Origin of the sequence: Brevirhabdus pacifica (assembly GCF_002797755.1) — a bacterium.
Lineage (GTDB): Bacteria > Pseudomonadota > Alphaproteobacteria > Rhodobacterales > Rhodobacteraceae > Brevirhabdus > Brevirhabdus pacifica.
In genome coordinates, this window is the sequence record NZ_PGFI01000011.1 from 975,956 (window position 1) to 996,384 (window position 20,429).

Annotated in this window: 17 protein-coding genes and 1 riboswitch; of the genes, 4 read left to right on the forward strand and 13 right to left on the reverse strand. The window is 67.4% G+C overall.

The features are described from left to right. Positions 1–18: 18 nt before the first annotated feature. Entirely contained in the window at positions 19–1,824 is a 1,806-nt protein-coding gene (gene thiC / locus CLV77_RS04780) for a phosphomethylpyrimidine synthase ThiC (RefSeq protein ID WP_076979026.1), read from the reverse strand. A 104-nt stretch (positions 1,825–1,928) separates the two neighbouring features. Next, positions 1,929–2,054: riboswitch (TPP riboswitch) on the reverse strand. 76 nt (positions 2,055–2,130) lie between these two features. Then, positions 2,131–2,916: a ZIP family metal transporter gene (locus CLV77_RS04785; RefSeq protein WP_076979025.1), complete on the reverse strand. Its 786-nt coding sequence runs from the start codon at positions 2,914–2,916 to the stop codon at positions 2,131–2,133. A gap of 461 nt (positions 2,917–3,377) precedes the next feature. Here CLV77_RS04785 and CLV77_RS04790 point away from each other — a divergent pair, with 461 nt between their 5' ends. Next, positions 3,378–5,600 (forward strand): HAD-IIB family hydrolase, encoded by a 2,223-nt coding sequence (locus tag CLV77_RS04790; protein WP_206779622.1) that lies wholly within the window; start codon positions 3,378–3,380, stop codon positions 5,598–5,600. 156 nt (positions 5,601–5,756) lie between these two features. Further along, on the forward strand, positions 5,757–6,602 hold the full coding sequence (locus tag CLV77_RS04795; protein WP_076979023.1) for a fumarylacetoacetate hydrolase family protein: 846 nt from the start codon (positions 5,757–5,759) through the stop codon (positions 6,600–6,602). Between the two features lie 127 nt (positions 6,603–6,729). Here the strand turns inward: CLV77_RS04795 and CLV77_RS04800 are convergent, their stop codons facing one another. Beyond that, positions 6,730–7,740 (reverse strand): permease, encoded by a 1,011-nt coding sequence (locus CLV77_RS04800; RefSeq protein WP_076979022.1) that lies wholly within the window; start codon positions 7,738–7,740, stop codon positions 6,730–6,732. 96 nt (positions 7,741–7,836) lie between these two features. Between CLV77_RS04800 and CLV77_RS04805 the strand changes: the two genes are divergently transcribed. Continuing rightward, positions 7,837–8,697 (forward strand): LysR family transcriptional regulator, encoded by an 861-nt coding sequence (locus CLV77_RS04805; protein ID WP_076979021.1) that lies wholly within the window; start codon positions 7,837–7,839, stop codon positions 8,695–8,697. A 148-nt stretch (positions 8,698–8,845) separates the two neighbouring features. Here the strand turns inward: CLV77_RS04805 and CLV77_RS04810 are convergent, their stop codons facing one another. Both CLV77_RS04810 and CLV77_RS04815 read right to left on the reverse strand, forming a co-directional pair. Next, a complete protein-coding gene (locus tag CLV77_RS04810) occupies positions 8,846–9,673 on the reverse strand; it encodes a mechanosensitive ion channel family protein (RefSeq protein ID WP_076979020.1) in 828 nt (275 codons plus the stop codon). After that, a complete protein-coding gene (locus CLV77_RS04815) occupies positions 9,673–10,902 on the reverse strand; it encodes a hypothetical protein (RefSeq protein ID WP_076979019.1) in 1,230 nt (409 codons plus the stop codon). Before CLV77_RS04815 ends, CLV77_RS04810 begins: the two co-directional genes overlap by 1 nt. Before the next feature lie 192 nt (positions 10,903–11,094). On the opposite strand from CLV77_RS04815, the gene doeA reads away from it, so the two are divergent. Further along, positions 11,095–12,276: an ectoine hydrolase DoeA gene (doeA, locus tag CLV77_RS04820; RefSeq protein WP_076979018.1), complete on the forward strand. Its 1,182-nt coding sequence runs from the start codon at positions 11,095–11,097 to the stop codon at positions 12,274–12,276. Positions 12,277–12,345: 69 nt separating this feature from the next. On the opposite strand, the gene dtd is transcribed toward doeA, so the two are convergent. The 8 genes from dtd to CLV77_RS04860 form a co-directional block, all read right to left on the reverse strand. Next, a complete protein-coding gene (dtd, locus tag CLV77_RS04825) occupies positions 12,346–12,783 on the reverse strand; it encodes a D-aminoacyl-tRNA deacylase (RefSeq protein WP_076979017.1) in 438 nt (145 codons plus the stop codon). Further along, entirely contained in the window at positions 12,783–13,745 is a 963-nt protein-coding gene (locus tag CLV77_RS04830; RefSeq protein WP_076979016.1) for a carbohydrate kinase family protein, read from the reverse strand. Before CLV77_RS04830 ends, dtd begins: the two co-directional genes overlap by 1 nt. After that, positions 13,742–14,983, reverse strand: coding sequence for a primosomal protein N' (replication factor Y) - superfamily II helicase (locus tag CLV77_RS04835; protein ID WP_418222454.1), 1,242 nt, complete (start codon positions 14,981–14,983; stop codon positions 13,742–13,744). Before CLV77_RS04835 ends, CLV77_RS04830 begins: the two co-directional genes overlap by 4 nt. Positions 14,984–15,073: 90 nt before the next feature. Then, the gene (locus tag CLV77_RS04840; protein ID WP_076979015.1) at positions 15,074–16,231 is read right to left on the reverse strand and encodes an SPFH domain-containing protein; all 1,158 of its coding nucleotides are present in this window, start codon (positions 16,229–16,231) and stop codon (positions 15,074–15,076) included. A 63-nt stretch (positions 16,232–16,294) separates the two neighbouring features. After that, positions 16,295–17,248, reverse strand: a complete 954-nt coding sequence (locus CLV77_RS04845) for a DUF2927 domain-containing protein (protein WP_076979014.1) — start codon at positions 17,246–17,248, stop codon at positions 16,295–16,297. 1 nt (position 17,249) lies between these two features. Then, entirely contained in the window at positions 17,250–18,446 is a 1,197-nt protein-coding gene (locus tag CLV77_RS04850; RefSeq protein WP_076979013.1) for a toxic anion resistance protein, read from the reverse strand. A gap of 35 nt (positions 18,447–18,481) precedes the next feature. Continuing rightward, positions 18,482–19,378, reverse strand: coding sequence for a 5-bromo-4-chloroindolyl phosphate hydrolysis family protein (locus tag CLV77_RS04855; RefSeq protein WP_076979012.1), 897 nt, complete (start codon positions 19,376–19,378; stop codon positions 18,482–18,484). Positions 19,379–19,533: 155 nt separating this feature from the next. Then, a complete protein-coding gene (locus tag CLV77_RS04860) occupies positions 19,534–20,355 on the reverse strand; it encodes a TerC family protein (RefSeq protein WP_076979011.1) in 822 nt (273 codons plus the stop codon). Positions 20,356–20,429: the final 74 nt, after the last annotated feature.

Sequence of the window (20,429 nt, forward strand, 5' to 3'; positions counted from 1 at the left end):
CCGCCCCACGGGGATGGATCAATCCTTGGCGATCTCGTCCACCGGCATGTAAAGGTCGCCGCCCTCGCGGTATTTCTCGGCCATCTTCTCCATGCCTTCCTTCTGGGCCTCGGCGCGGATGTCGTGGCTGATCCGCATCGAACAGAACTTGGGGCCGCACATGGAACAGAAATGCGCTGTCTTGTGGGCCTCTTTCGGCAGGGTCTGGTCGTGGAACTCGCGCGCGGTGTCGGGGTCCAGCGACAGGTTGAACTGATCTTCCCAGCGGAACTCGAACCGGGCCCGCGACAGGGCGTCGTCGCGGATCTGGGCCGCCGGGTGGCCTTTGGCCAGATCTGCCGCGTGGGCTGCGATCTTGTAGGTGATGACCCCGGTTTTCACGTCGTCCCGGTCGGGCAGGCCAAGATGTTCCTTGGGTGTGACATAGCAAAGCATCGCCGTGCCATACCAGCCGATCATCGCGGCCCCGATACCGCTGGTGATATGGTCATAGCCAGGCGCGATGTCGGTGGTAAGGGGGCCAAGCGTGTAGAACGGCGCCTCGCCGCAGACCTCAAGCTGCTTGTCCATGTTCTCCTTGATCTTGTGCATGGCGACGTGGCCCGGCCCCTCGATCATCACCTGACAGCCCTTGGCCCATGCGATCTGGGTCAGTTCGCCCAGGGTCTCCAGCTCGGCGAACTGGGCGGCGTCGTTGGCGTCGGCGACCGAACCGGGGCGCAAGCCGTCGCCCAGCGAGAAGCTGACGTCATAGGCGCGGCAGATGTCGCAGATCTCGTCGAAATGCTCGTAAAGAAAGCTTTCGCGGTGATGGTGCAGGCACCACTTTGCCATGATCGAGCCGCCTCGGCTGACGATGCCGGTGACACGCTCGACGGTCAGCGGGATGTAATGCAGCCGCACGCCGGCGTGGATGGTGAAATAGTCGACCCCCTGTTCGGCCTGTTCGATCAGCGTGTCGCGGAAAACCTCCCATGTCAGGTCCTCGGCGATGCCGTTCACCTTCTCAAGTGCCTGATAAAGCGGCACGGTCCCGATGGGCACGGGGCTGTTGCGGATGATCCATTCGCGGGTGTTGTGGATGTTCTTGCCGGTCGACAGGTCCATCACCGTGTCTGCCCCCCAGCGGATCGCCCAGACCATCTTGTCCACCTCTTCCTCCATCGAGGAGGTGACGGCCGAGGTGCCCATGTTTGCGTTGATCTTCACCAGAAAGTTGCGGCCGATGATCATCGGCTCGGCCTCGGGGTGGTTGATGTTGGCGGGGATGATGGCGCGGCCTCGGGCGATCTCGTCGCGGACAAACTCGGGCGTCACGTGATCGGGGATCGCGGCGCCGAAGCTTTCGCCGTCACGCGCGGCCTTCCGCGCGGCATCGCGGCCCAGATTCTCGCGGATGGCGACGAATTCCATCTCGGGGGTGATGATGCCGGCGCGGGCGTATTCCATCTGGGTCACGGCCAGCCCGTCGCGGGCGCGCAGGGGCTTCCGGTTGACCGGGAACTCGGCCGTCAGGCGCTTGCCTTCGACAAAGCCGTTGTCGGCGGGCTTGATGGTGCGGCCCTCGTATTCCTCGACATCACCGCGCGCCCGGATCCAGTCGCGGCGCAGGGGCGACAGGCCCGATGCGATGTCGGTCAGGGTGTCGGGGTCGGTATAGGGGCCCGAGGGATCGTAGACCACGACCGGCGGCTCCCCGGCCGAGGGGTGCAGGTCGATCCGGCGCATCGGCACGCGGATTTCGGGGTGGAGCCGGCCGTTAACGTAGATCTTGGCCGAGGCGGGCAGGGCGCCCGTCGTGATCGTGGGGGTCAGCTTGTTCAATTTGGTTCTCCTCAAGCGTACACTCAAAAAGACCCGAGTTGCGTTTGAGGAAGGATCGATTCCGCCGGGACTCTCCGGGGGAAAAACGGTCCGGGGGCGGATGTTGCCGCGATCCCTTGTCTTCCTACGCCAGCATTAACTGGGTCAGGTTCAAAGGGTCGCTGCGCTGCGCGGGCGGGCCCGCGCCATCAGCCTCTCAGCTCCTTGTCGGAGCCCCCCTGACGTAGGGGAATGGTTAGGCGGTGGCGGGGGCCGGGTCAAGCGTGGCGGTGGCCCTGCGCGCCGGCCCGCCCAAGGAGGTCCCGCTCAGGCTGCCAGGTAGACGTCGAGGAACAGCATCACCACCAGCCCAACGGCCAGGCCGGCGGTGGCGTGGTTCTGGTGGCCGCTTCGGTGGGTTTCGGGAATGATCTCGTGGCTGATGACGTAAAGCATCGCGCCCGCCGCGAAGGCGAGGCCCCAGGGCAGCAGCGGTTGCGAGATGGTGATCACGGCTGCACCCAGGATGCCGCCCAGCGGCTCGACCAGACCGGTCAGAGCCGCGATCCCGAAGGACCGCCGGCGTGAATAGTTCTCCCCCAGCAAGGCCACAGCCACCGCCAGCCCCTCGGGGGCATTCTGCAGGCCGATACCGATGGCCAGTGGCAGGCCGCTCTCGACCCCCTCGGCGCCGAAGCCCACGCCCACGGCCAAGCCTTCGGGGAAATTGTGGATGGTGATCGCCACGATGAACAGCCAGATCCGCCGGAGCGATGCTGCCTCGGGCCCCTCGCGGCCGGTCTTGAAATGCTCATGGGGCAGCAGCTCGTTCATCAGCGCGACGGCGCCCATGCCCAGCAGGATCGAGATGCAGACGATCAGCGCAGGCCAGGCGCCCGCGCCAAGCCGCAGCTCGGCCGCGTCGAGGGCGGGAATGATCAGCGAGAAGAACGAGGCCGCCAGCATCACGCCGGCGGCAAAGCCCAGGGAGGTGTCGCGCATGCTGCGCGAGGGGCGGCGGCCGAATAGCACCGGCAGCGCGCCGACCGAGGTCATCAACCCCGCGGCAAGGCTGCCGAGAAAGCCCAGTTCGATCGGGGAAAGTTCAGGCATGCATGATCCCGGCGGATGCGGGGTTCAGGGGGCGGACAACGGGGCGGGGAATCATGCACATGCTCCTTACTTGCAAATGGGGCTACACCAGAACGCGGCAAAGTTCAGCGGGATCCTTGTCGCACCGCATTGGGCATGAATCGTGCCGGGTGGAGCAGGGCCAGGGGCGGGCGGCGTGGTCACGGGCCCGATTGCGCGGGGAATTGCCGGGCCGGGCGCCCGCGCGGGTCGGGCCGGAACCTCCACCCGCGTCGGGGGTTCAGGAAGTCACGCAAATACCTGTGCCCCCGAAGAAAACCCGGGCCGCCGGTTTGCGGGCAAGGCGGGGGGAGAATGGGCCGTGCAAAACGCGGTCGGTCAGATCCCGCCCATTCCGACGGGGATTGCAACAAAAGCTGAAACCTTTCGTGAGGGGAGGCGTTTTAAAGATAATCAATTCACCCTCAACTGCGAGCAACTCAATGAGAATCTCTCATATAGCGTTGGGTGGTTGCTTTCGTGCGCCTCCTGTAGAATACGGAATCACCGAAGACACCGGTGGGCATATCGCCTACATCATGGACGCGGCCCACGCCCAGGCCCAGCTCTCCCAGATCCGGGGGGTCGAGATCCTGACCCGCCGCTTTTCGGACCCTCGGCTGGGCAGCCGCTATGAACAGATGCACGAGGATCTGGGCCATGGTGTCCGCCTCACCCGTATCTGGTCCGAGGATCACAGATATCTGGAAAAGGACGCCCTGATCCCCCAGCTCCCCTCGTTCACCGAGGGGGTGATTTCCTATCTGGAAAGCCTCGGGGACAAGCGGCCCGACCTGATCCACGCCCATTTCGCCGACGCCGCCGAGGTTGCGATCGCGATCCGCGAGCGGCTGGGCATCCCCTTCATCTACACCGCCCATTCGCTGGCCATCGACAAGCGCGAGGTCACGGGTCAGACGAACCCCTCGCTCGAGGCCCGGATCGAGCGGGAGGGCCGCGCCATCGCCGAAGCCGACGCGATCATCGCCTCCTCGCGCGACGAGGCCGAGCGTCAGTTGATGTGCTACCCCTCCGCCCGCCAGGAGCGGATTCACCGGGTGATGCCGGGGATCGGTCCCTGCGAGAAGGGCTGTGACAGCCGGCGCGCGCGCAAGCTGTTGCAACCCTTCCTGCGCGACATGGACAAGCCCCTGATCCTGACCATCGCCCGCCCGGTGGCCAAGAAGAACCTGCCCGCGCTGGTCGACATCTACGCCGAGACGCCGGGCCTCCGCGAAAAGGCCAACCTTGCCGTCATCGCGGGGCTTCGCGACGAGATCGGGGACGAGACCACTGAATCGGGCCGGGTGCATCGCGGTCTGGTCGAGGCGGTGGACCGTCACAACCTTTACGGCTGCGTCGCCTATCCCAAGAAGCACGAGCCCGAAGACATCGCCTCGCTCTACACTTTGGCCTCGGAGGCCCGGGGCATCTTCGTCAATCCGGCCCTGACCGAGCCCTTCGGCCTGACCCTGCTGGAAGCGGCCTCTTACGGCTTGCCGGTGGTGGCGACGGCCCATGGCGGCCCCGTCGATATCGTCGACCTGCTGCATCACGGTGTCTGCGCCGATCCGGGCGATCACAAGGCCTTCGGCGGCGCCATCCTAGAGCTGATCGACGACGACCAGCGCCGGGCCGAGGCGGCTCAGGCCGCTCGCACCAACAGCGCCCGCTGGAACTGGAAACGCTACGCGCTGGAACATCTGCGGATCGCTAACCGGCTGGTGCGCCGGCCCCGTGTCCTGCGTCTGGCCACGCCCGAAATGGCCCTTTTCAGCGATATCGACAATACGCTCACCGGCAATCTGCGCGCCTCGGCCCGCTTTGCCGACTGGCGCTACGGGCAGCGGGGCTGGCTCTTCGCCGTGGCGACCGGCCGCTCCCTGCCCGAGGCCCGGTTCACCCTGTCCCGCTGGGGCCTGCCGGAGCCTGACCTCTTCATCTCGAGCGTCGGATCCGAGATCTACCGCAGTTCGGAAGAGGGGCTGGTCTTCGATTCCGACTATGCCGATCACCTCTCCCAAGGGTGGGAGCCCGACCGCATTCGCGAGCTGCTGCGCGACTGCCCGGTGATCGTGCCCCAGGCCGATATCGAACAGCGCCGCTTCAAGGTCAGCTACTACACCCTGACCGAGGGCGCGCGGCAGCAGGTCTGCCGTCTGCTTTCGGAGGCCGGGCTGAAGGCGCGGGTGATCCTGTCCCACGGCAATTTCCTGGACATCCTGCCGGAACGCGCGGGCAAGGCCGCCGCAATGCGTTGGGTGGCCGAGCGGCGGACCCTGCAAATGGCCCAATGCGTGGCGGCCGGGGATTCGGGCAACGACAGTGATCTGCTGGAAAGCTGTCACCGCTCCATCATCGTTCGCAACCACAGTGCCGAGCTGGATCACCTTGTCGATCTGCCGAATGTCTACCGTTCCAGCAAACCCTTCGCCGACGGCGTGCTGGAAGGTGTCGAGCGGTGGGCGGGTGCGCGCGCCACCCCCCGACGGATGCCCCAAGCCCCTGCGTCCGAGAAGGCGGCCCCCGGCTCCAAGCTGGAACGCGAGCTGGTCGATGCGCTGTCCGCCGTGGCCGCCGCACCCGAGGCGGGCGCCAAGCCCAAGACGCCGGGCGGCGCGGCCCCCAAGGCAGCCGAGGGGCCGGGCAGGCGCGATCTGCACTGATCTAACAGAAGCCCGGGGGCGGGCCGCCAAGCGCGGCCCGCCCTTTTCCTTGGCGCTTTTCCTGGCGCTGGCATCGCGCGCCGCCCTCTTGGGGCTGGTCCTTGACGCCGGGTCGCGCTACCCCTCCAACAGCTAATTTTCGGATGGGAGGAAGACATGAAACTGGTGCGCTATGGGCAGTCCGGGCAGGAAAAGCCGGGCCTGATCGATGCCGACGGAACCCTGCGGGACCTGTCGGGACAGGTTGCCGACATCGCGGGCGACGTTCTGGGCGACGCGGGGCTGGAGGCGCTGCGCGCGCTGGATCCTGCGGACCTGCCGGTGGTCGAAGGCTCGCCCCGGTTGGGCGCCTGCGTCGGCAATGTCGGCAAGATGCTCTGCATCGGGCTGAACTACCGCGATCATGCCGAGGAGACGGGCCTGCCCATCCCGGACCACCCGATCCTGTTCCTCAAGGCCAACTCGGCCATCGTCGGGCCCGATGACGACGTGATCCTGCCGCGCGGCTCGGAAAAGGGTGACTGGGAGGTCGAGCTTGCCGCCGTCATCGGCAAGACCGCGAAATACGTCACCCCCGAGGAGGCTCTGGACCACGTGGCCGGCTATTGCGTCGCCAATGACGTCAGCGAGCGCGGCTTCCAGATGGACCTGTCGGGCCAGTGGACCAAGGGCAAGTCCTGCGACACATTCGGTCCCATCGGCCCGTGGCTGGTGACCCGCGACGAGGTGCCCGATCCCCAGGATCTGGACATGAGCGTCGACGTCAACGGCAAGCGCATGCAGACCGGCAACAGCGCCACGATGATCTTCACCGTGGCCGAGATCATCGCCCACCTCTCCGAGCTGATGACCCTGCACCCGGGCGACGTGATCCTGACGGGCACCCCGCCGGGCGTCGGCATGGGAATGAAACCGCCGGTCTACCTGAAGGACGGCGATGTCATGGAGATCTGGATCGAGGGACTGGGCCGCCAACGCCAGAAGGTCCGCGCCGACGCCTGAAGGGATTTGCTCGGTGGACGAGCGACAAGGGGGCCTCGGCCCAGGCTTTTGCACTTTGCGTGCAAGTGGCCGCAACGCCCGGAGCGCGATGACCGCTCCGGGCGCCTACCCGACGGCTCTCGAAGGCTCAAAGCAAGGCGCCGAACCCCCAGCCCGCCAGCATCGAGCCGGAGACGGCCAGCGCCATGTAGAGTAGGAATGGCCTGATCCTCAGCACCGGGAAAATCGCCATAGCGCCCCAGACGCTGATTGCGCCTCCCGAGACGAGGAACGCAAGCGCGGCCCCCGGCGCCATACCATGGTCCAGCATCGCCCGGGTCAGCGGCAGGGCCGCAAATCCATCAAGATAGGCAGGGGCGCCAACCAGCACGGCCAAAGGCACCGCCCACCAGCTATCGGTGCCCACGTAGGTGGAGAGTGCGCGGGGACTAAGAGCTTCGTTCAGCCAGAACTCCGCCGCGAAAGCCGGCACAAGGCAGATGACAATCAGTCGCGACGTGGCCACTGCATTGCGCCAGAAACTGCGCCGCCTCACGTCCTCCCTCCAGAAGGCGGGAAGGAACCCGGTCGGGCCGCAACCTGAGCCTTGGCAAGACGCGGGCACGAAACGAGAGCTTCGCAGCGGGCTGGAGGTCCACGCCACAGGTGCGGCCAGTGTGGCCAAGCCGGCGAACAAGCCCAGTCCGAACGCCGCAACGGTCTTGGCCACAGCAAAGTCGAGACCAAGCGTCGCGATTGTGGCCGACAGCATCGCCGGGTCCGTGATCGGCGAGGCGAGCCAGAAGGCCATGACTGGGGCAAGCGGCACACCCGAGGCAAGCAGCCCCACCATCAGGGGCAGAACCGTGATACCGCAGACCGGAGTGATGGCGCCCACCGCCGAGGCCGCAGCGATGGCCTTGTAGCGTCTTCCGTGGAAGACCCGGGCAACATGGGATGACGCTCCGCTCGCGCTTACCCAAGCCGCAAGGAGAATCCCCGGGATCACCAGAGGTGCGACATCCAGCAGACTATCAACCACGAACACCAGCGTGCCGAGGACAGCTTTCGGCGCGAGAATGCACACGACAAGACCGATGAGGAGTGCCGAAGCACCCGCGATGCGGCCAGAGGACGTGGACAGGATGCCTTCGGTCATAACGATGCTCCGATATCTGCATCGGTAAATGTGGAGGAGCGAAGGGCATACGTAAAACGAATAGAATATATATCAGCCATGAGGTAATCTGGTGGCATGAGACAACTCGACAGCGACCTTCTGCGATCATTTCTCGCCGTTACCGATGCCGGAAGCATTACGGGGGGCGCGCAAACCGTTCATCGCTCCCAATCGGCTGTGAGCTTGCAGGTCGGACAACTTGAAGAGCTTCTGGGCAAGCCGGTCTTCGTCCGCCATGGGCGCGGCGTAGGGCTCACCGAGGCCGGCGAGGCGCTTCTGCCCGTGGCCCGCCAGGTGGTTCAGACGCTGGATCGAACGCGTGCAGAGATCGGTGGGACGGGCCTTGGCGGCCGCCTCCGGATCGGCATCCCGGAAGAGCAGGGTGCCGAGCGACTGCCGGATATCATCGGCCGGTTCGCACGCAGCCACCCCGCAGCGGAATTGATTGTCCGATGCGCCAACAGTGCCGATTTCCCGGCCGCTCTCGTAGCCGGCAAGCTCGACATGGCCATCCACGAGGTCGAGACGGTGAAGGAGAACATGACGCTCCTTCGGGAGATTCCGCTTGGATGGGTCGGCAGTCGCGCGCACCCGGTTGCCGAGGACGGGACGTTGCCGGTGGCGCTCTTTGACCGCGCATGTTGGTGGCGCGAGGCGGCGATCAGGTCACTCGAGAACTGTGAACGTGGCTACCGGGTCGTGCTCACCAGCGAGGGCGCAGGGGGCATCGCCGCCGCCATTGAGGCCGGTATCGCCGTCGGCCTTCTGGATTGTTCAAGTCTGCCGAAGGATCTCGTTCCGCTTACGGCCATGCCTGGCCTCGGGGAAATTCCCCCGGCGCAACTGGTGCTTGAGATAGCGGCCACATCCGTGAGCCCGCTCGCCAAGGCGATGGCGGAAGCGGTCGTCCGATCTTACAGCGAGACGATTGCTTGAGCTCTGTGCACCCGCGAGGGAGCCCACTCCGCGAGCTTTGGTCACGCACGGCCTCCGAAGATCTCTGGGGGAACTCCTGTTTGGCATGCCGTCGCGGTTCGATTGTCTCTGTTAGAGGCTGAGCCTCGTCCTCCCTTTCACACCCCGTTCAGCCCGCCGTGCCCTCCTCGTCGATCGAGACGGGGGCCGAGATCGGCCGCGCTCCGGCTGCCGCGATCGCGATCTGGCCGCGCACGGTCAGGTCGCTCAGGAACTGGAACTGGTCGCGCATATCGAAGGGGTAGGCCTTCAGCTTGAAGTGGGTCGCGAAAGGCTTTTCCGTCACGATCACCAGGATCGGCCGGTCGTAATGAAGATAGGCGCTGGTCGCCGCCACCCGCTGCAACCCCGCCCGAAGCCGCGCCGCGTCGTTGCCGGGGGCCACGTAGAAATCCGCCACGCACATCAGCGTGTGGGCCCCGTCGTTGGAATTGACGATATTCTCTTCCCAGATGCGGTCGTGGGGAACGGTGACGATATCGTCCGCCGGTGTCCGCAGCTGCAACGACCGCAATCCGACCGAGACGACCTCGCCGTAATCCTTGTCGATGCGCACCCAGTCGCCGGGCCGGTAGGGCCGCTCGAACACGGCCACCACGCCGGCGATGACGCTGCTGGCCAGGTCCTTGAAGGCAAAGCCGATGGCGACGCTGGCGGCACCCGCGATCACCAGGAAATTCTGCATGGTGATGTTGAAGATGATCGGGATGATCCACAGGATCGCCACGGTCAGGGTCAGCAGGCGGATCACCGGGACCGCGCCGATCAGGTAGAGGCGGAACTGGCTCGGCCCGCGCTCGGCCAGATAGGGCAGCACCCGCCGCGACAGGTGGATCACCAGCCAGGCAATGGCGATGATCAGCAGGATGCTGACGAAATTGATGTCCTGGAAATCGTTGAGCAGCTTCGACGCCCGCTCCTTGCTGATGTCGCCCATCACATCTCTCCCACGGGAAAGCCCGCATTGCGCAGACCATCGTGGACGGTCGGATAGGCCTCGGGCCGGACCGCGATGCGATCCTGCGCGTCCCGGGTCGCCAGCCCCGCCCGCAAAAGCGCGGGCACGGCAACGGAACGCCCGACCACCGGCAGCGTGTGGCGCAGCATCTCGGCCGTCAGCGGCCCATGCAGCATCAGCGCATGCAGCACCAGCAGCGTCTCCTGCCCGCCGCGCGAGGGCAGGGTGCCGTCGTCAAGGGTGGCCACCCAGACGGTCGTCTCATCCTCGGCGCGCAGGTCCTCGACCGCCGGGGGGCGGGTGCCGGACCCGTCGCCCTCGTGGCCATCACCGCCGTTTTCTGCCCGCTCCTCGCTCTCGGCCAGGTCGCGGCCCGTGCGCAGGCCCTGGCGCCAGATGTGCCAGGCCACCCAGGGGATGCCCAGGCTGCGCGCCGCCAGCTTGCGGAAATAGTCGTTCTTGCGGTGGGCCTCGGCCTCGTCGGCGAAAACGTCGCTGCCGGTATCGACCCGGCGGAAGACGATCTGATCGTCGGCCTCCCCCTCGTCGCGGGCAAGATGCATGAACCAGGCCGCCAGGCGCGGCGCGTCGAAGGGCTGGAAGGTCAGCGCCGGCGGCAGCAGGGCATCGGCGCCGAACACCGACGCCAGAAACCGCCAGGCCCAGCTGTTGCAGCCGACCAGAACCAGCCCCGGCGCCTCGTCGATGGCCGCCAGCAGCCGCTCAAGCAGGTCCATGCCGTCGCTGTGGCGCAGGAACCATTCCTCAAGGCGCGGGATCACGATCAGCGGGGCCGACAGGTCCGGCAACTCCAGCCTGCGCGAGTCCAGCAGGCGCGCGCGCTCGGGCGGTTCGGGCACCACGGCGCCGTTGCGCCCGGCCCAGGCCGCCAGCGTGTCGTCGGGGTCGCCCGGCGGCAGAACCACCACGCAGGCCGAGGGTCCTGGCCCCCGGGCCCAGTCCGCCAGCGTCAGCTCCAGATCCTCGCGCAGCGGGCCGGTGGGCGGGTGGGGGGCGATGCGGTCCAGCCGGTCGGCGCCGGCGCGCTCCAGGTTCTCGCCGGGCATCAGCGGGGCCTCGTCGGCCGGGCGCAGACGGTTGCGCAACCGCTCCAGCCAGCGCCGCGCGGATTCCTCGGCCGGAAGGGCGGGCCTGTCATAGGCGCCCAACTGGATGAAGGGCCGCGCGTCCTCCGCCTTCGATGTCATCCGGACTATCCCCTTTTCCCCTCTCTAGCAAATTCCCGCCACCGGGGAATAGTTCCGTATTTTCCGTATTGTGGCCCTTGCAATGGCGTCGCGATTGACCGACGACTGATCCCGTGGACAGGGGAATTTCCGGCCCCGCCGGCCTCGTCCCGCCATACCCCGCACCGCCCCCCGTCACGAAAGGCGCGCCCGATGACCACCTCCGAGGCGAATTTCTCGACCGCCGAATACCAGGACCGTGTCAGCCGCACCCAGGCCGAGATGGCGGCGCGGGGCCTCGATCTGATCGTGGTGTCGGACCCGTCCAACATGTCCTGGCTGACGGGTTATGACGGCTGGTCCTTCTACGTCCACCAATGCGTCCTGCTGGGGGCGGAGGGGCTGCCGATCTGGTGGGGCAGGGCGATGGACGTCTCGGGCGCCCAGCGGACGGTCTTCATGCCCTACGACCACATCCTGGGCTACGACGACAGCTTCGTGCAGAACCCTGAGAAACATCCCATGTCCGACCTTGCCGGCTGGATCGCCTACAACGGCTGGCACCAGGGGCGGATCGGGGTCGAGCTGGACAATTACTACTATTCGGCCAAGGCGCATCTGTCGCTGCTGGACCACCTGCCCGAGGCGCGGTTCCAGGACAGCACCGGCCTCGTCAATTGGCAACGCGCGGTCAAAAGCCCGCAGGAAATCACCTACATGCGCCGCGCCGCCCGCATCGTCGAGCGGATGCACGCCACCATCCTCGAAGAGGCCGAACCGGGGATGCGCAAGAACGACCTCGTGGCGCGCATCTATGCCACCGCGATCGAGGGGGCCGACGGCCACTGGGGCGACTACCCGGCGATCGTGCCGATGGCGCCCTCGGGGCTCGATGCCACCGCCGCCCATCTGACCTGGGACGACCAGCCCCTGCGCCGGGGCGAGAGCACCTTCTTCGAGATCGCGGGCGCCCACCGCCGCTATCAATGCCCGCAATCGCGCACCCTCTTCTTCGGCCAGCCCCCCGCCCATTATCTCGAGGCCGAGGAGGCCGTGCTCGAAGCCACGCTGGCCGGGCTGGCCGTGGCCCGGCCCGGGGCGCTTTGCGAGGACGTGGCGCGGGCCTTCAACACCACCCTCAACGCCCGCGGGTTCGAGAAGGACAGCCGCTGCGGCTACGCCATCGGCATCAGCTACCCCCCGGATTGGGGTGAGCGGACCATGTCCTTTCGGCGCGACGACAAGACCGAACTGAAGCCGGGGATGACTTTCCATTTCATGCCCGCGCTCTGGCTCAACGACGGCGGGCTCGAGATCACCGAGCCGATCCTGATCACCGAGGACGGCTGCGCCTGCCTGACCGAGACCCCGCGCACGCTCTACATCAAGGATTGATGCGCCCCGCGGGCACCCCGCGCGGCGCGCGCCTCTCTCACTGTCGCGAAAATATCCCCGCCGGAGGCGTCAGCTCTCGATCCAGATCGTGACCGGCCCGTCGTTTGTCAGGCTGACGGCCATGTCGGCGCCGAAGCGGCCGCGCGCGACGGCAGGCCCCAGATTGGCCAGCGCATCCGCGAAGACCTCGTAAAGGTGACGGCCCTCCTCGGGCGGCGCGGCGGTGGAAAAGCCCGGCCGGTTGCCCCGGCTGGTGTCGGCCGCCAGGGTGAACTGGCTGATGACCAGCGCGCCACCCCCGGTGTCGGCAAGCGAGCGGTTCATCCGCCCCTCGGCGTCGGCGAAGATGCGCAGCCGGTGGATGCGTTCGGCCAGCTTGCGTGCCCGGGCCTCGTCGTCGCCCTGCATGGCGCAGACCAGGATCAGCAGGCCGGGGCCCGTGCGCCCGATGACCTCGCCATCGACCGCCACCTCGGCATGGCTGACCCGCTGCACCAGCGCCCGCATCAGGCCGCGTCCAGCTCCGTTTGCCAGGGCGGGTTGGCCCCCCGGCGCGAGACCGTGACCGCAGCCGCCGCCGCCCCCAGTTCCAGCGCGGCGCGCAGGTCGGCCTCGTCCAGGCTCTCCAGCCCGGCCTTTGTCAGCTTTCCGCGCCGCGACAGCGCCGCGATCAGGCCCGCATTGAACGTGTCGCCCGCGCCCACCGTGTCGACCACCGTTACCGGCCGGCTGGGCACCTCGGCCACCGCGTCGCGGCTGACGGCCAGCGCCCCGTCGCCGCCCCGGGTCACGAAGACCGCCGCAGGGCCGCGCGCCAGCAGGCTGCGGGCCTGCTCGACCGGGGTGCCGGGGCCCGCCAGCCAGGCCAGGTCCTCGTCCGAAAGCTTCAGGACCTGCCCCAGGGCCAGCAGCCGGTCCAGCCGGGCGCGGAAGGCCTCGGGGTCGCGGATGAACCCGGGGCGGATGTTGGGATCGAGGATCAGCGCCCGGCCGGGCGCGTGCAGGCGCAGCCAGGTCTCGATGGCGCTGCCGCAGGGCTCGGTCGCAAGGCTGATGCCGCCCGCGAAGAGCGCGGGCGTGGCGGCGTCCGGCGCCGGCAGCTCGTCGGGCGACAGGTGGCGCAGCGCCGTCTCCTCGTCCCGGAATTCATAGGTTGCGTGCCCGTCCACCAGCCGCACGAAGGCCAGGGTGCTGGGCCGGTCGAGAAGCGGGGCCGCCGAAAGATCGACGCCGCTCGCCTCGAGGTGCTCGCGCAGCAGGGTTCCGAACATGTCCCGCGACAGCGGCCCGGCAAAGCCCGTGGCGACACCCAGGCGCCCCAGGGCCACGGCCGTGTTCATCACCGCGCCCCCCGCCACAGGCTGGAACGCCGCGGCGCCCTCGGCGGTGGTGGCCGGCAGCATGTCGATCAGCGCCTCGCCCAGGCATAGGATTTCCGACGGCTTCTCGCCCTGCGACGTGCGGTTCATTGAACGACCCCTTCCTGCAACGCGAGGAAGTAGCCAGCTATTCCCGCCAGGATCAAGCCCAGGATGACTGCAATCGCGATCTTGATGGCCGAGTAGGGGCGTTCGCCCTGGACGGCGCCGGTCCGGGCGTTGACCACGAAGCGGTAGGTCTTGCCGTTGTACTTGTAGGCCGCCAGCCAGACCGGCAGCAGCACGTGCTTGAAGGTCACATCCGAAACGCGCGTCCTGACCGAGGCGATCTGCTGGCGGTCACCGCCGATGTCGAAGCGCACGTCGCGGCGAATGGTGGCGTCCATCACCTGTCTTGCTTCGGCAAAACCATCCTCGGGGCCGATGGTGTAACCCTCCGAGACGAAGCCGGCCAGGTATTCGGGCGCGTAGGGTTCCAGCGCCGTCAGATCCCAGGGCGCCAGCGCGTCGGTGAACTTCTTGGGCAGCGAGGTCGAGCCCAGGACCAGCACGTCGTCGAACCAGCGTGCGACCCGCCCCGAGACGGGCTGCCAGTTGATCCGCTGGCGCTGCACCTGGACGGGCTTGCCGTCGCGATAAGCGGTCTCGGTCACGTAATAGATCGTGCCACGCTGCCCGGTGTAACTGGACTGGGTGTCGGCGTCGTAGGTCCAGTAGGGCACGTAGATCCCTGACATCTTGCGCCCCTTGCGGGCATAGGCCCGCAGCCCGTTCGGCGCGAACCACAGGCGGCCCAGCCAATCGGTCATCGCCGCCCGCGCCTGGCGCTCGTTCAGCTCGAACGGCAACAGCGCGCGGGGCTTGATGTGCCGGTGGGTGCCGGTGCCGGCGACCAGCGGCGTGGCACAGAACGGGCATTCCATCGCGTGCACGTCGGTGCCGAACGTGACCTGCGCGCCGCAATTGGGGCAGGGCATGACGATGGTTTCTTCCATCTCGGCCCGCTCGAGGCCCGACAGAACCCGGTCGTAATCCATCTCGGTGACCGCCCGGGCGCGGGCCTCTGGGGTGGTGCCGTCGATGGGGGTGCGATTGCCGCAGAAGTCGCAGACCATCTCGCCCGTGCCGGGGGCATAGCGCATGTCGGCGCCGCAACTGTCGCAGGGAAACCGCGTGGCCGGGGCGTTGCCCGGCGCAGGCTCGACCAGCAGGTCGGGGCTGTCGCCCGCGTCGGGGGTATTGTCGGGGGCATCCTCGGGGGGGCGCGTGCCCCAGGGGGCCGCGGGGCCGGGTGGTGGAGGCGGGGTGTCGGACGGTTTGCGGGCCATGGCGTTACCTGAACTGTGACATCTCGGCCCCCCGGGGCGGGCCGGCAGGCGGGGCGGTTTCTCGTGTGCGGCCCGGCGGGGCCCGGCGTCCTAGGGCTTGGGCGGCGGCGGCGGCATCACGGTGAAAAGCTGTGCCAGTTCGGGCACCTCGTCGGCGGTCTTCCAGCCGTCCTGCCCCTGGGTCCAGACGTGGCTGTCGCGGCCAAGGGCGCCGTCGCGGGCCATCCGGCCCAGACTGGCGCGCGAGAAGGGACCGCGCGTCTCGCCATTCTCGGCGATGTGCCACAGTTTTTCGACCGGCGGCGGCGGGGGCGGCGCGTGCTGTGGAGCCGTGCTTTGGGCCTGCGGGGCGGGGGCGGGCGCCGCGGCGGGGGATTGGCGGGGCGTGCCCCAGGGACCGGCCTGGCCGCCCATCGCCATGCCCATTCCCATCCCCATGCCCGCGCCGATGCCGGCCCCCATGGCGCCGCCCGGCTGGCGGGCGGCCTGGGTCATGGCCTCGGCTGCGGAATACTGGGAGAAGCGCCCCAGGTCGCCCGCCAGCCCCATCGAGGTGCGCTTGTCCAGCGCCTCCTCCACCGCCGGGGGAAGCGAGATGTTCTCGATGTAAAGCTCGGGCATCGCCAGGCCGTAGGCCTCCAGCGTGCCGCTGATCTCGGCCGCGACCAGCCGGCCCAGATCGGCGGTGTTGGCGGCCATGTCCAGGACGGGAATGCCGCTTGAGGCGATGACGCGGCTGAATTCCTGCACGATGATGTTGCGGATCTGGAAACTGATCTCGTCCATCGTGAACTCGCCGTCGGTGCCGACGATCTCGGTCAGGAAACGGGCGGGATCGGTCACGCGGATCGCGTAGGTGCCGAAGGCGCGGATCCGGGTCGGCCCGAACTCGGGGTCGCGCAGCATGATCGGGTTCTTCGTGCCCCATTTGAGGTTGTTGAACCGGGTCGTGCTGACGAAATAGATCTCGGACTTGAACGGCGACTGGAACCCGTGGTCCCAGTGCTGGAGCGTCGTCATCACCGGCATGTTGTTGGTCTCAAGAAGGTAGAGGCCGGGCGTGAACACATCCGCCAGTTGTCCTTCGTGGATGAAGACCGCCGCCTGGCCCTCGCGCACGGTCAGCTTGGCGCCGTACTTGATGGCGTGGCCCTCACGCTCGAACCGCCAGACCATCGTGTCGCGGGTGTCGTCGGTCCAGTGGATGACGTCGATGAACTCACCGGTCAGAAAATCGAAAATGCCCATGCTCAGCGTTCCTTCGTGACGGTCGTTTCATGCCGGGGGCCGCCGCGCGGCCCCGGGGGCGGGTCAGCTTTCGCCGGGCATCAGCTCGGCCGCGATCTGCTCGACGATGGGGCGGGCGGTCTCGGGGGTCATGCCCAGCTTCAGCCGCTTGTCGTAGAGGATTTTCAGCAGCAGCTCATCCTGGCGGGTCAGAAGCGCGAATTCCTCGTCATCGTTGAAGATCGAGGGGCGCGCCGCCGGGCTGTCGTTGGCCAGGCCCAGGCCCTGGGCCAGCTCCTCGTGCAGGCAGGACTGGCGCAGAAGCGGCGGATGCTCGGCCCGGATCACGGCCACGGCCGCCGAGTAGCGGTTGTCGTTGCCCTGTTCGGAGAAGGCGTAGACTGAGCAGAAGGTATAGCGCGGCAGGCGCGCGATCTCGTTCAGGGTGGGGCGGCCGATGCCGGGGACCAGATTCTCCAGGCGCGGGCCCGAGGCGGCAAGCTCGTCGGTGTTCATCACCAGCACGTGGTAGTTCGCCGCGCCCTCGGTCATGCGGATGTCGGCGCCGGTGAGCCGCGCCAGCCGCTGCACGTAGCGCCGGGTCATGTCGCGGTCGCGTTTGCGCTGGGCCTCGTCGACCGAGTCGCCGAAATAGAGCTTGAGGCGCACGGGCTCCTCCCAGCGGCGCAGGGCGCTGGGGGTTTCCTGGGCCACGAAACGGCCGCCGCGCACGGTGTATTCGTCGTAAAGCGCGATGCGGATGAAATTCTCGACCAGCGCGCGCCGGGTGAAGGGGGCATCGGCGCCCCCCTGGTCGGTGCGCAGAAGCCCCTGGCTTTTCAGACGGGCCTCGGAGCGGGCGTAATACTGGCTGAACTCGCGGCTGCGGGCCGAGGGCTGGGGCTTTGCGGGCTTCGCGACGACGGGGGCCTCGGGCTGGGGTGCGGGCACGGGCGCGGTGGCGACGGGTGCCTCGCAGGCCGCCAGCAGGAAAAGCGCAGGGATCGCCGCGCGGGTCAGAAAGGTTGTTCGCGTCATGTCATCCGTTCTTGGGCACGCTGGTGCCCAGGTTGTCGCCCTTGCCATCCTTGCGCGCCGAGGCGGCCGACAGCGTGGTTTTCAATTCGCTCTCCATGCGCTGAAGCTCGACCTCCGCGGCGGCCCGGCGGGCCTTGCCTTCGTCGGCGATGCGCAGGCTTTCCTCGATCGTGGCGATCAGCTCGGCGTTGGCATGGTTGACCGCCTCGATATCGAAGACGCCACGCTCCATCTCCTGCCTGATCTCGCGATTGGCGTCACGCAGGTTCTCGGCGTTCGAGCGCAGCAGTTCGTTGGTCAGGTCATTGGCGCCGCGCACGGCCTCGGCCGCCTCGCGCGAGCGCTGGATCGTGACCGCCTGCGCCAGCTGGGTTTCCCAAAGCGGCACGGTGTTGACCAACGTGGAGTTGATCTTGGTGACAAGGCTCTTGTCGTTCTCCTGCACCAGCCGGATCGAGGGCAGGGACTGCATCGTCACCTGGCGGGTCAGCTTGAGGTCATGCACCCGGCGTTCCAGGTCGTCGCGGGCGGCGCGCAGGTCGCGCAACTCCTGCGCCTTGAGAAGCTGCTGGTCCTCGGCGGCGGCCTCGACCTCGCGCTCCTTCTCGGGGATGGTTTCGGCGTCAAGCCGGGCAAGCTTCTCTTCGCCGGCGGCGATGTAGACGGCCAGCTCGTCATAAAATTCCAGCGTCTTGCCATACAGCAGATCAAGCGACTTGATGTCCTTCAGAAGCTGGTGCTCGTGGCCCAGCAGGTCATCAGTCACCTTGTCGATCTGGTCCTGGACCTTTTCGAACCGGGCGGCGAACTTGGCCATGGGCGCGATCTGCCCGGTCAGTTTTTCCCACCAAGAGCGCTTGCGCCGCACGTCCAGCTCGCTGACCGAAAAGCCGCGGATCGTCGAGACGATGTCGCGCAGGCTGTCGCCCGCGGGGCCCACGTCCTTGTTGCGCACGTCGGCCAGCATCGACTGGCTGATCTGCTGCAACTCGGCCTGCGCGGCCGAGCCGAAGCGCACGATCGAGCCCGTGTCGGTCATGTCCAGCTCATCCATGCGGCGCCGGATCTCGGCCTGAAGCGGGGGCTCGGCGGCCTCCAGCGGCACAAGATCCGTCGAGGGCTCGGGCAGGACGGCCCGGCTGACGGCATCGACTTCGGCAATGGTCGCTTCGGCTTGGCGGCGGGTGGTTTCCGACATGGGGTGTCCTTCCTGATGGCATCTACGGCCCGGTTTCACCGGGCGCGGTCGTTCTCTCGTTCAAGCCGCTCGCGCAGCACGTCGATCTCGATGTCGAGGTCCGAGCGGTCGTCCAGCAGCAGCCGGTCCGAACGGGCGGCGAAATTGCCCGACAGATCCTCCAGCAGCGCGACGTAGCGCACGCGGTCCTCGGGGTCGCGGGTGCGGGCGTAGAGATCGGCGAACTTGACCGTCGCATCGCGCGCGCCCTGCAGGTAGATCCCCAGGTAGCGGCGCGCGGCCCGCAGGTCGCGCGGATCCTCCTCGATGCGGCGGAACATGCGCCGGGCGGTGGCGGCAAAATCGGCGACCCGGCGTTCAAGGTCGCGGTCGCCTGCGCGGCGGATGGCGTCGGCCATGGCGGCCAGATGCCCCTCGGCCCGCTCGACCGCGTCGGCCACGCGGCCGTTGGCCAGCGGATCGACCCCCTCCATGCCCTTGTCGCGCAGCGGGTCGGCGCCGAATGCCGCAACGTGCAGAATGCCGGCAAGACCCGCGTAGACCACCGGCGCCCCGATGCCGCCGCCGGTCGGATCCCATCCCGCCAGACCCGCGCCCAGGCCGGTGAAGACCGCGGCGATCAGCTTGCGGGGCAGGGCCGGACGCCGGGCCACCCGCCGGGCGGCATAAGCCATCTCGGCCCGCAGCCCCTCGCGCAGCAGCCAGAAGCCTGTGACCAGAACCGCGAAGGCCAAAAGGTCCACCGCCATGCCCACCGGGCCTTCGCCGAAGGCCGTGAAAAGCAGCGGCACCGCTGTCAGGAAAAGGAAATTCGGCCGCGCCAGCGAGGTGTCGGGCACCCGCCCGTCGAAAGGGCGCGTGCGGTCCGTCGCGGGGCCGGCTCCGTCGCCGGTGCGGTCGGGCGAAAACTTGCCGCCATACTGCCGGGCCATCACACGACCCCCAGCAGGCCGGTCGTCACCCCGGCCAGCAGAACGACCAGCACCACATAGGAAATCTTGCGCAGGCCGTCACCGCTCATGCGTCGCTACCCAATCCAAGGACTTCGTGGGATCAATATAGGTCAGACCGGGGGCCGGGGCCAGTTTCATGAACGCCGCTGCGACGCCGTGCGCTCCATCGCCAGGCGCCGCTGGTAGCCGGATTGGATTACCTCGACCAGCACCAGCACCACGACCGAGAAATAGAAGGTCGTCTTGGACATGGGTATGATGTCATAGCCGAAGACCTTGATCATCAGCGCGTCATCATGAACGGCATGCGCCGCCGCCGGCCCGGCCTCGCCCAGCAGGACGACACCGACGATCAGCAGGATGAAAAGGCCCAGCACCTCGTACATACGGTTCTTTTGAAGGAAGGCCGTGACCCCGTCGGCCAGAAGCAGCATTGCCAGCCCCGACACCAGGATCGCCGTCGCCAGGACAAAGAAGACATCCGTGATCGCCAGCGCCGAAAGCACCGAGTCGAAGCTGAAGATCAGGTTCATCAGCACGATCAGCATCACCACCTGGAAGGCCGACTTGCCCTGCTTGGCATCGACATCCGTGTCCAGATGCTCGATCGAGAGCATGTGGCTGATCTCTTTCACGGCGGTGTACATGATGAAGACACCGCCGACGACGAAGACCACGGTGGCGAAATTGACCCCGCCCTCCAGGATCCCTTCCCAAGGCATGATGAAGAAGGGCTCCTTGAGCATGTCCAGAAGCTCGATCATCGCGAAAAGCAGCACGATCCGCAGGGCGACCGCCAGGACGATCCCCCAGAAGCGCACCGCCTTCTGCTGGGCCAGCGGCGCGCGCTGGCTTTCGATCGAGATGTAGAGAAGGTTGTCGAACCCCAGAACCGCCTGGAGAAAGAGCAACATCACGAGGTTGCCCATGTTTTCGAGGGTCAGAAGGTCCGCCATTTCACGCTCCGGTCACATGTGTGTCATCCGTATCCTAGCGCCAACGCGGCAAATGCCCAACGGTTCGTGACAAA

Bases quoted from the DNA above. Each gene is read 5' to 3' on its own strand.
- CLV77_RS04785 (WP_076979025.1), bottom strand. From the start codon at position 2,916: ATGCCTGAACTTTCCCCGATCGAACTGGGCTTTCTCGGCAGCCTTGCC.
- CLV77_RS04790 (WP_206779622.1), top strand. From the start codon at position 3,378: ATGAGAATCTCTCATATAGCGTTGGGTGGTTGCTTTCGTGCGCCTCCT.
- CLV77_RS04795 (WP_076979023.1), top strand. From the start codon at position 5,757: ATGAAACTGGTGCGCTATGGGCAGTCCGGGCAGGAAAAGCCGGGCCTG.
- CLV77_RS04800 (WP_076979022.1), bottom strand. From the start codon at position 7,740: ATGACCGAAGGCATCCTGTCCACGTCCTCTGGCCGCATCGCGGGTGCT.
- CLV77_RS04805 (WP_076979021.1), top strand. From the start codon at position 7,837: ATGAGACAACTCGACAGCGACCTTCTGCGATCATTTCTCGCCGTTACC.
- CLV77_RS04810 (WP_076979020.1), bottom strand. From the start codon at position 9,673: ATGGGCGACATCAGCAAGGAGCGGGCGTCGAAGCTGCTCAACGATTTC.
- CLV77_RS04815 (WP_076979019.1), bottom strand. From the start codon at position 10,902: ATGACATCGAAGGCGGAGGACGCGCGGCCCTTCATCCAGTTGGGCGCC.
- doeA (WP_076979018.1), top strand. From the start codon at position 11,095: ATGACCACCTCCGAGGCGAATTTCTCGACCGCCGAATACCAGGACCGT.
- dtd (WP_076979017.1), bottom strand. From the start codon at position 12,783: ATGCGGGCGCTGGTGCAGCGGGTCAGCCATGCCGAGGTGGCGGTCGAT.
- CLV77_RS04830 (WP_076979016.1), bottom strand. From the start codon at position 13,745: ATGAACCGCACGTCGCAGGGCGAGAAGCCGTCGGAAATCCTATGCCTG.
- CLV77_RS04835 (WP_418222454.1), bottom strand. From the start codon at position 14,983: ATGGCCCGCAAACCGTCCGACACCCCGCCTCCACCACCCGGCCCCGCG.
- CLV77_RS04840 (WP_076979015.1), bottom strand. From the start codon at position 16,231: ATGGGCATTTTCGATTTTCTGACCGGTGAGTTCATCGACGTCATCCAC.
- CLV77_RS04845 (WP_076979014.1), bottom strand. From the start codon at position 17,248: ATGACGCGAACAACCTTTCTGACCCGCGCGGCGATCCCTGCGCTTTTC.
- CLV77_RS04850 (WP_076979013.1), bottom strand. From the start codon at position 18,446: ATGTCGGAAACCACCCGCCGCCAAGCCGAAGCGACCATTGCCGAAGTC.
- CLV77_RS04855 (WP_076979012.1), bottom strand. From the start codon at position 19,378: ATGGCCCGGCAGTATGGCGGCAAGTTTTCGCCCGACCGCACCGGCGAC.
- CLV77_RS04860 (WP_076979011.1), bottom strand. From the start codon at position 20,355: ATGGCGGACCTTCTGACCCTCGAAAACATGGGCAACCTCGTGATGTTG.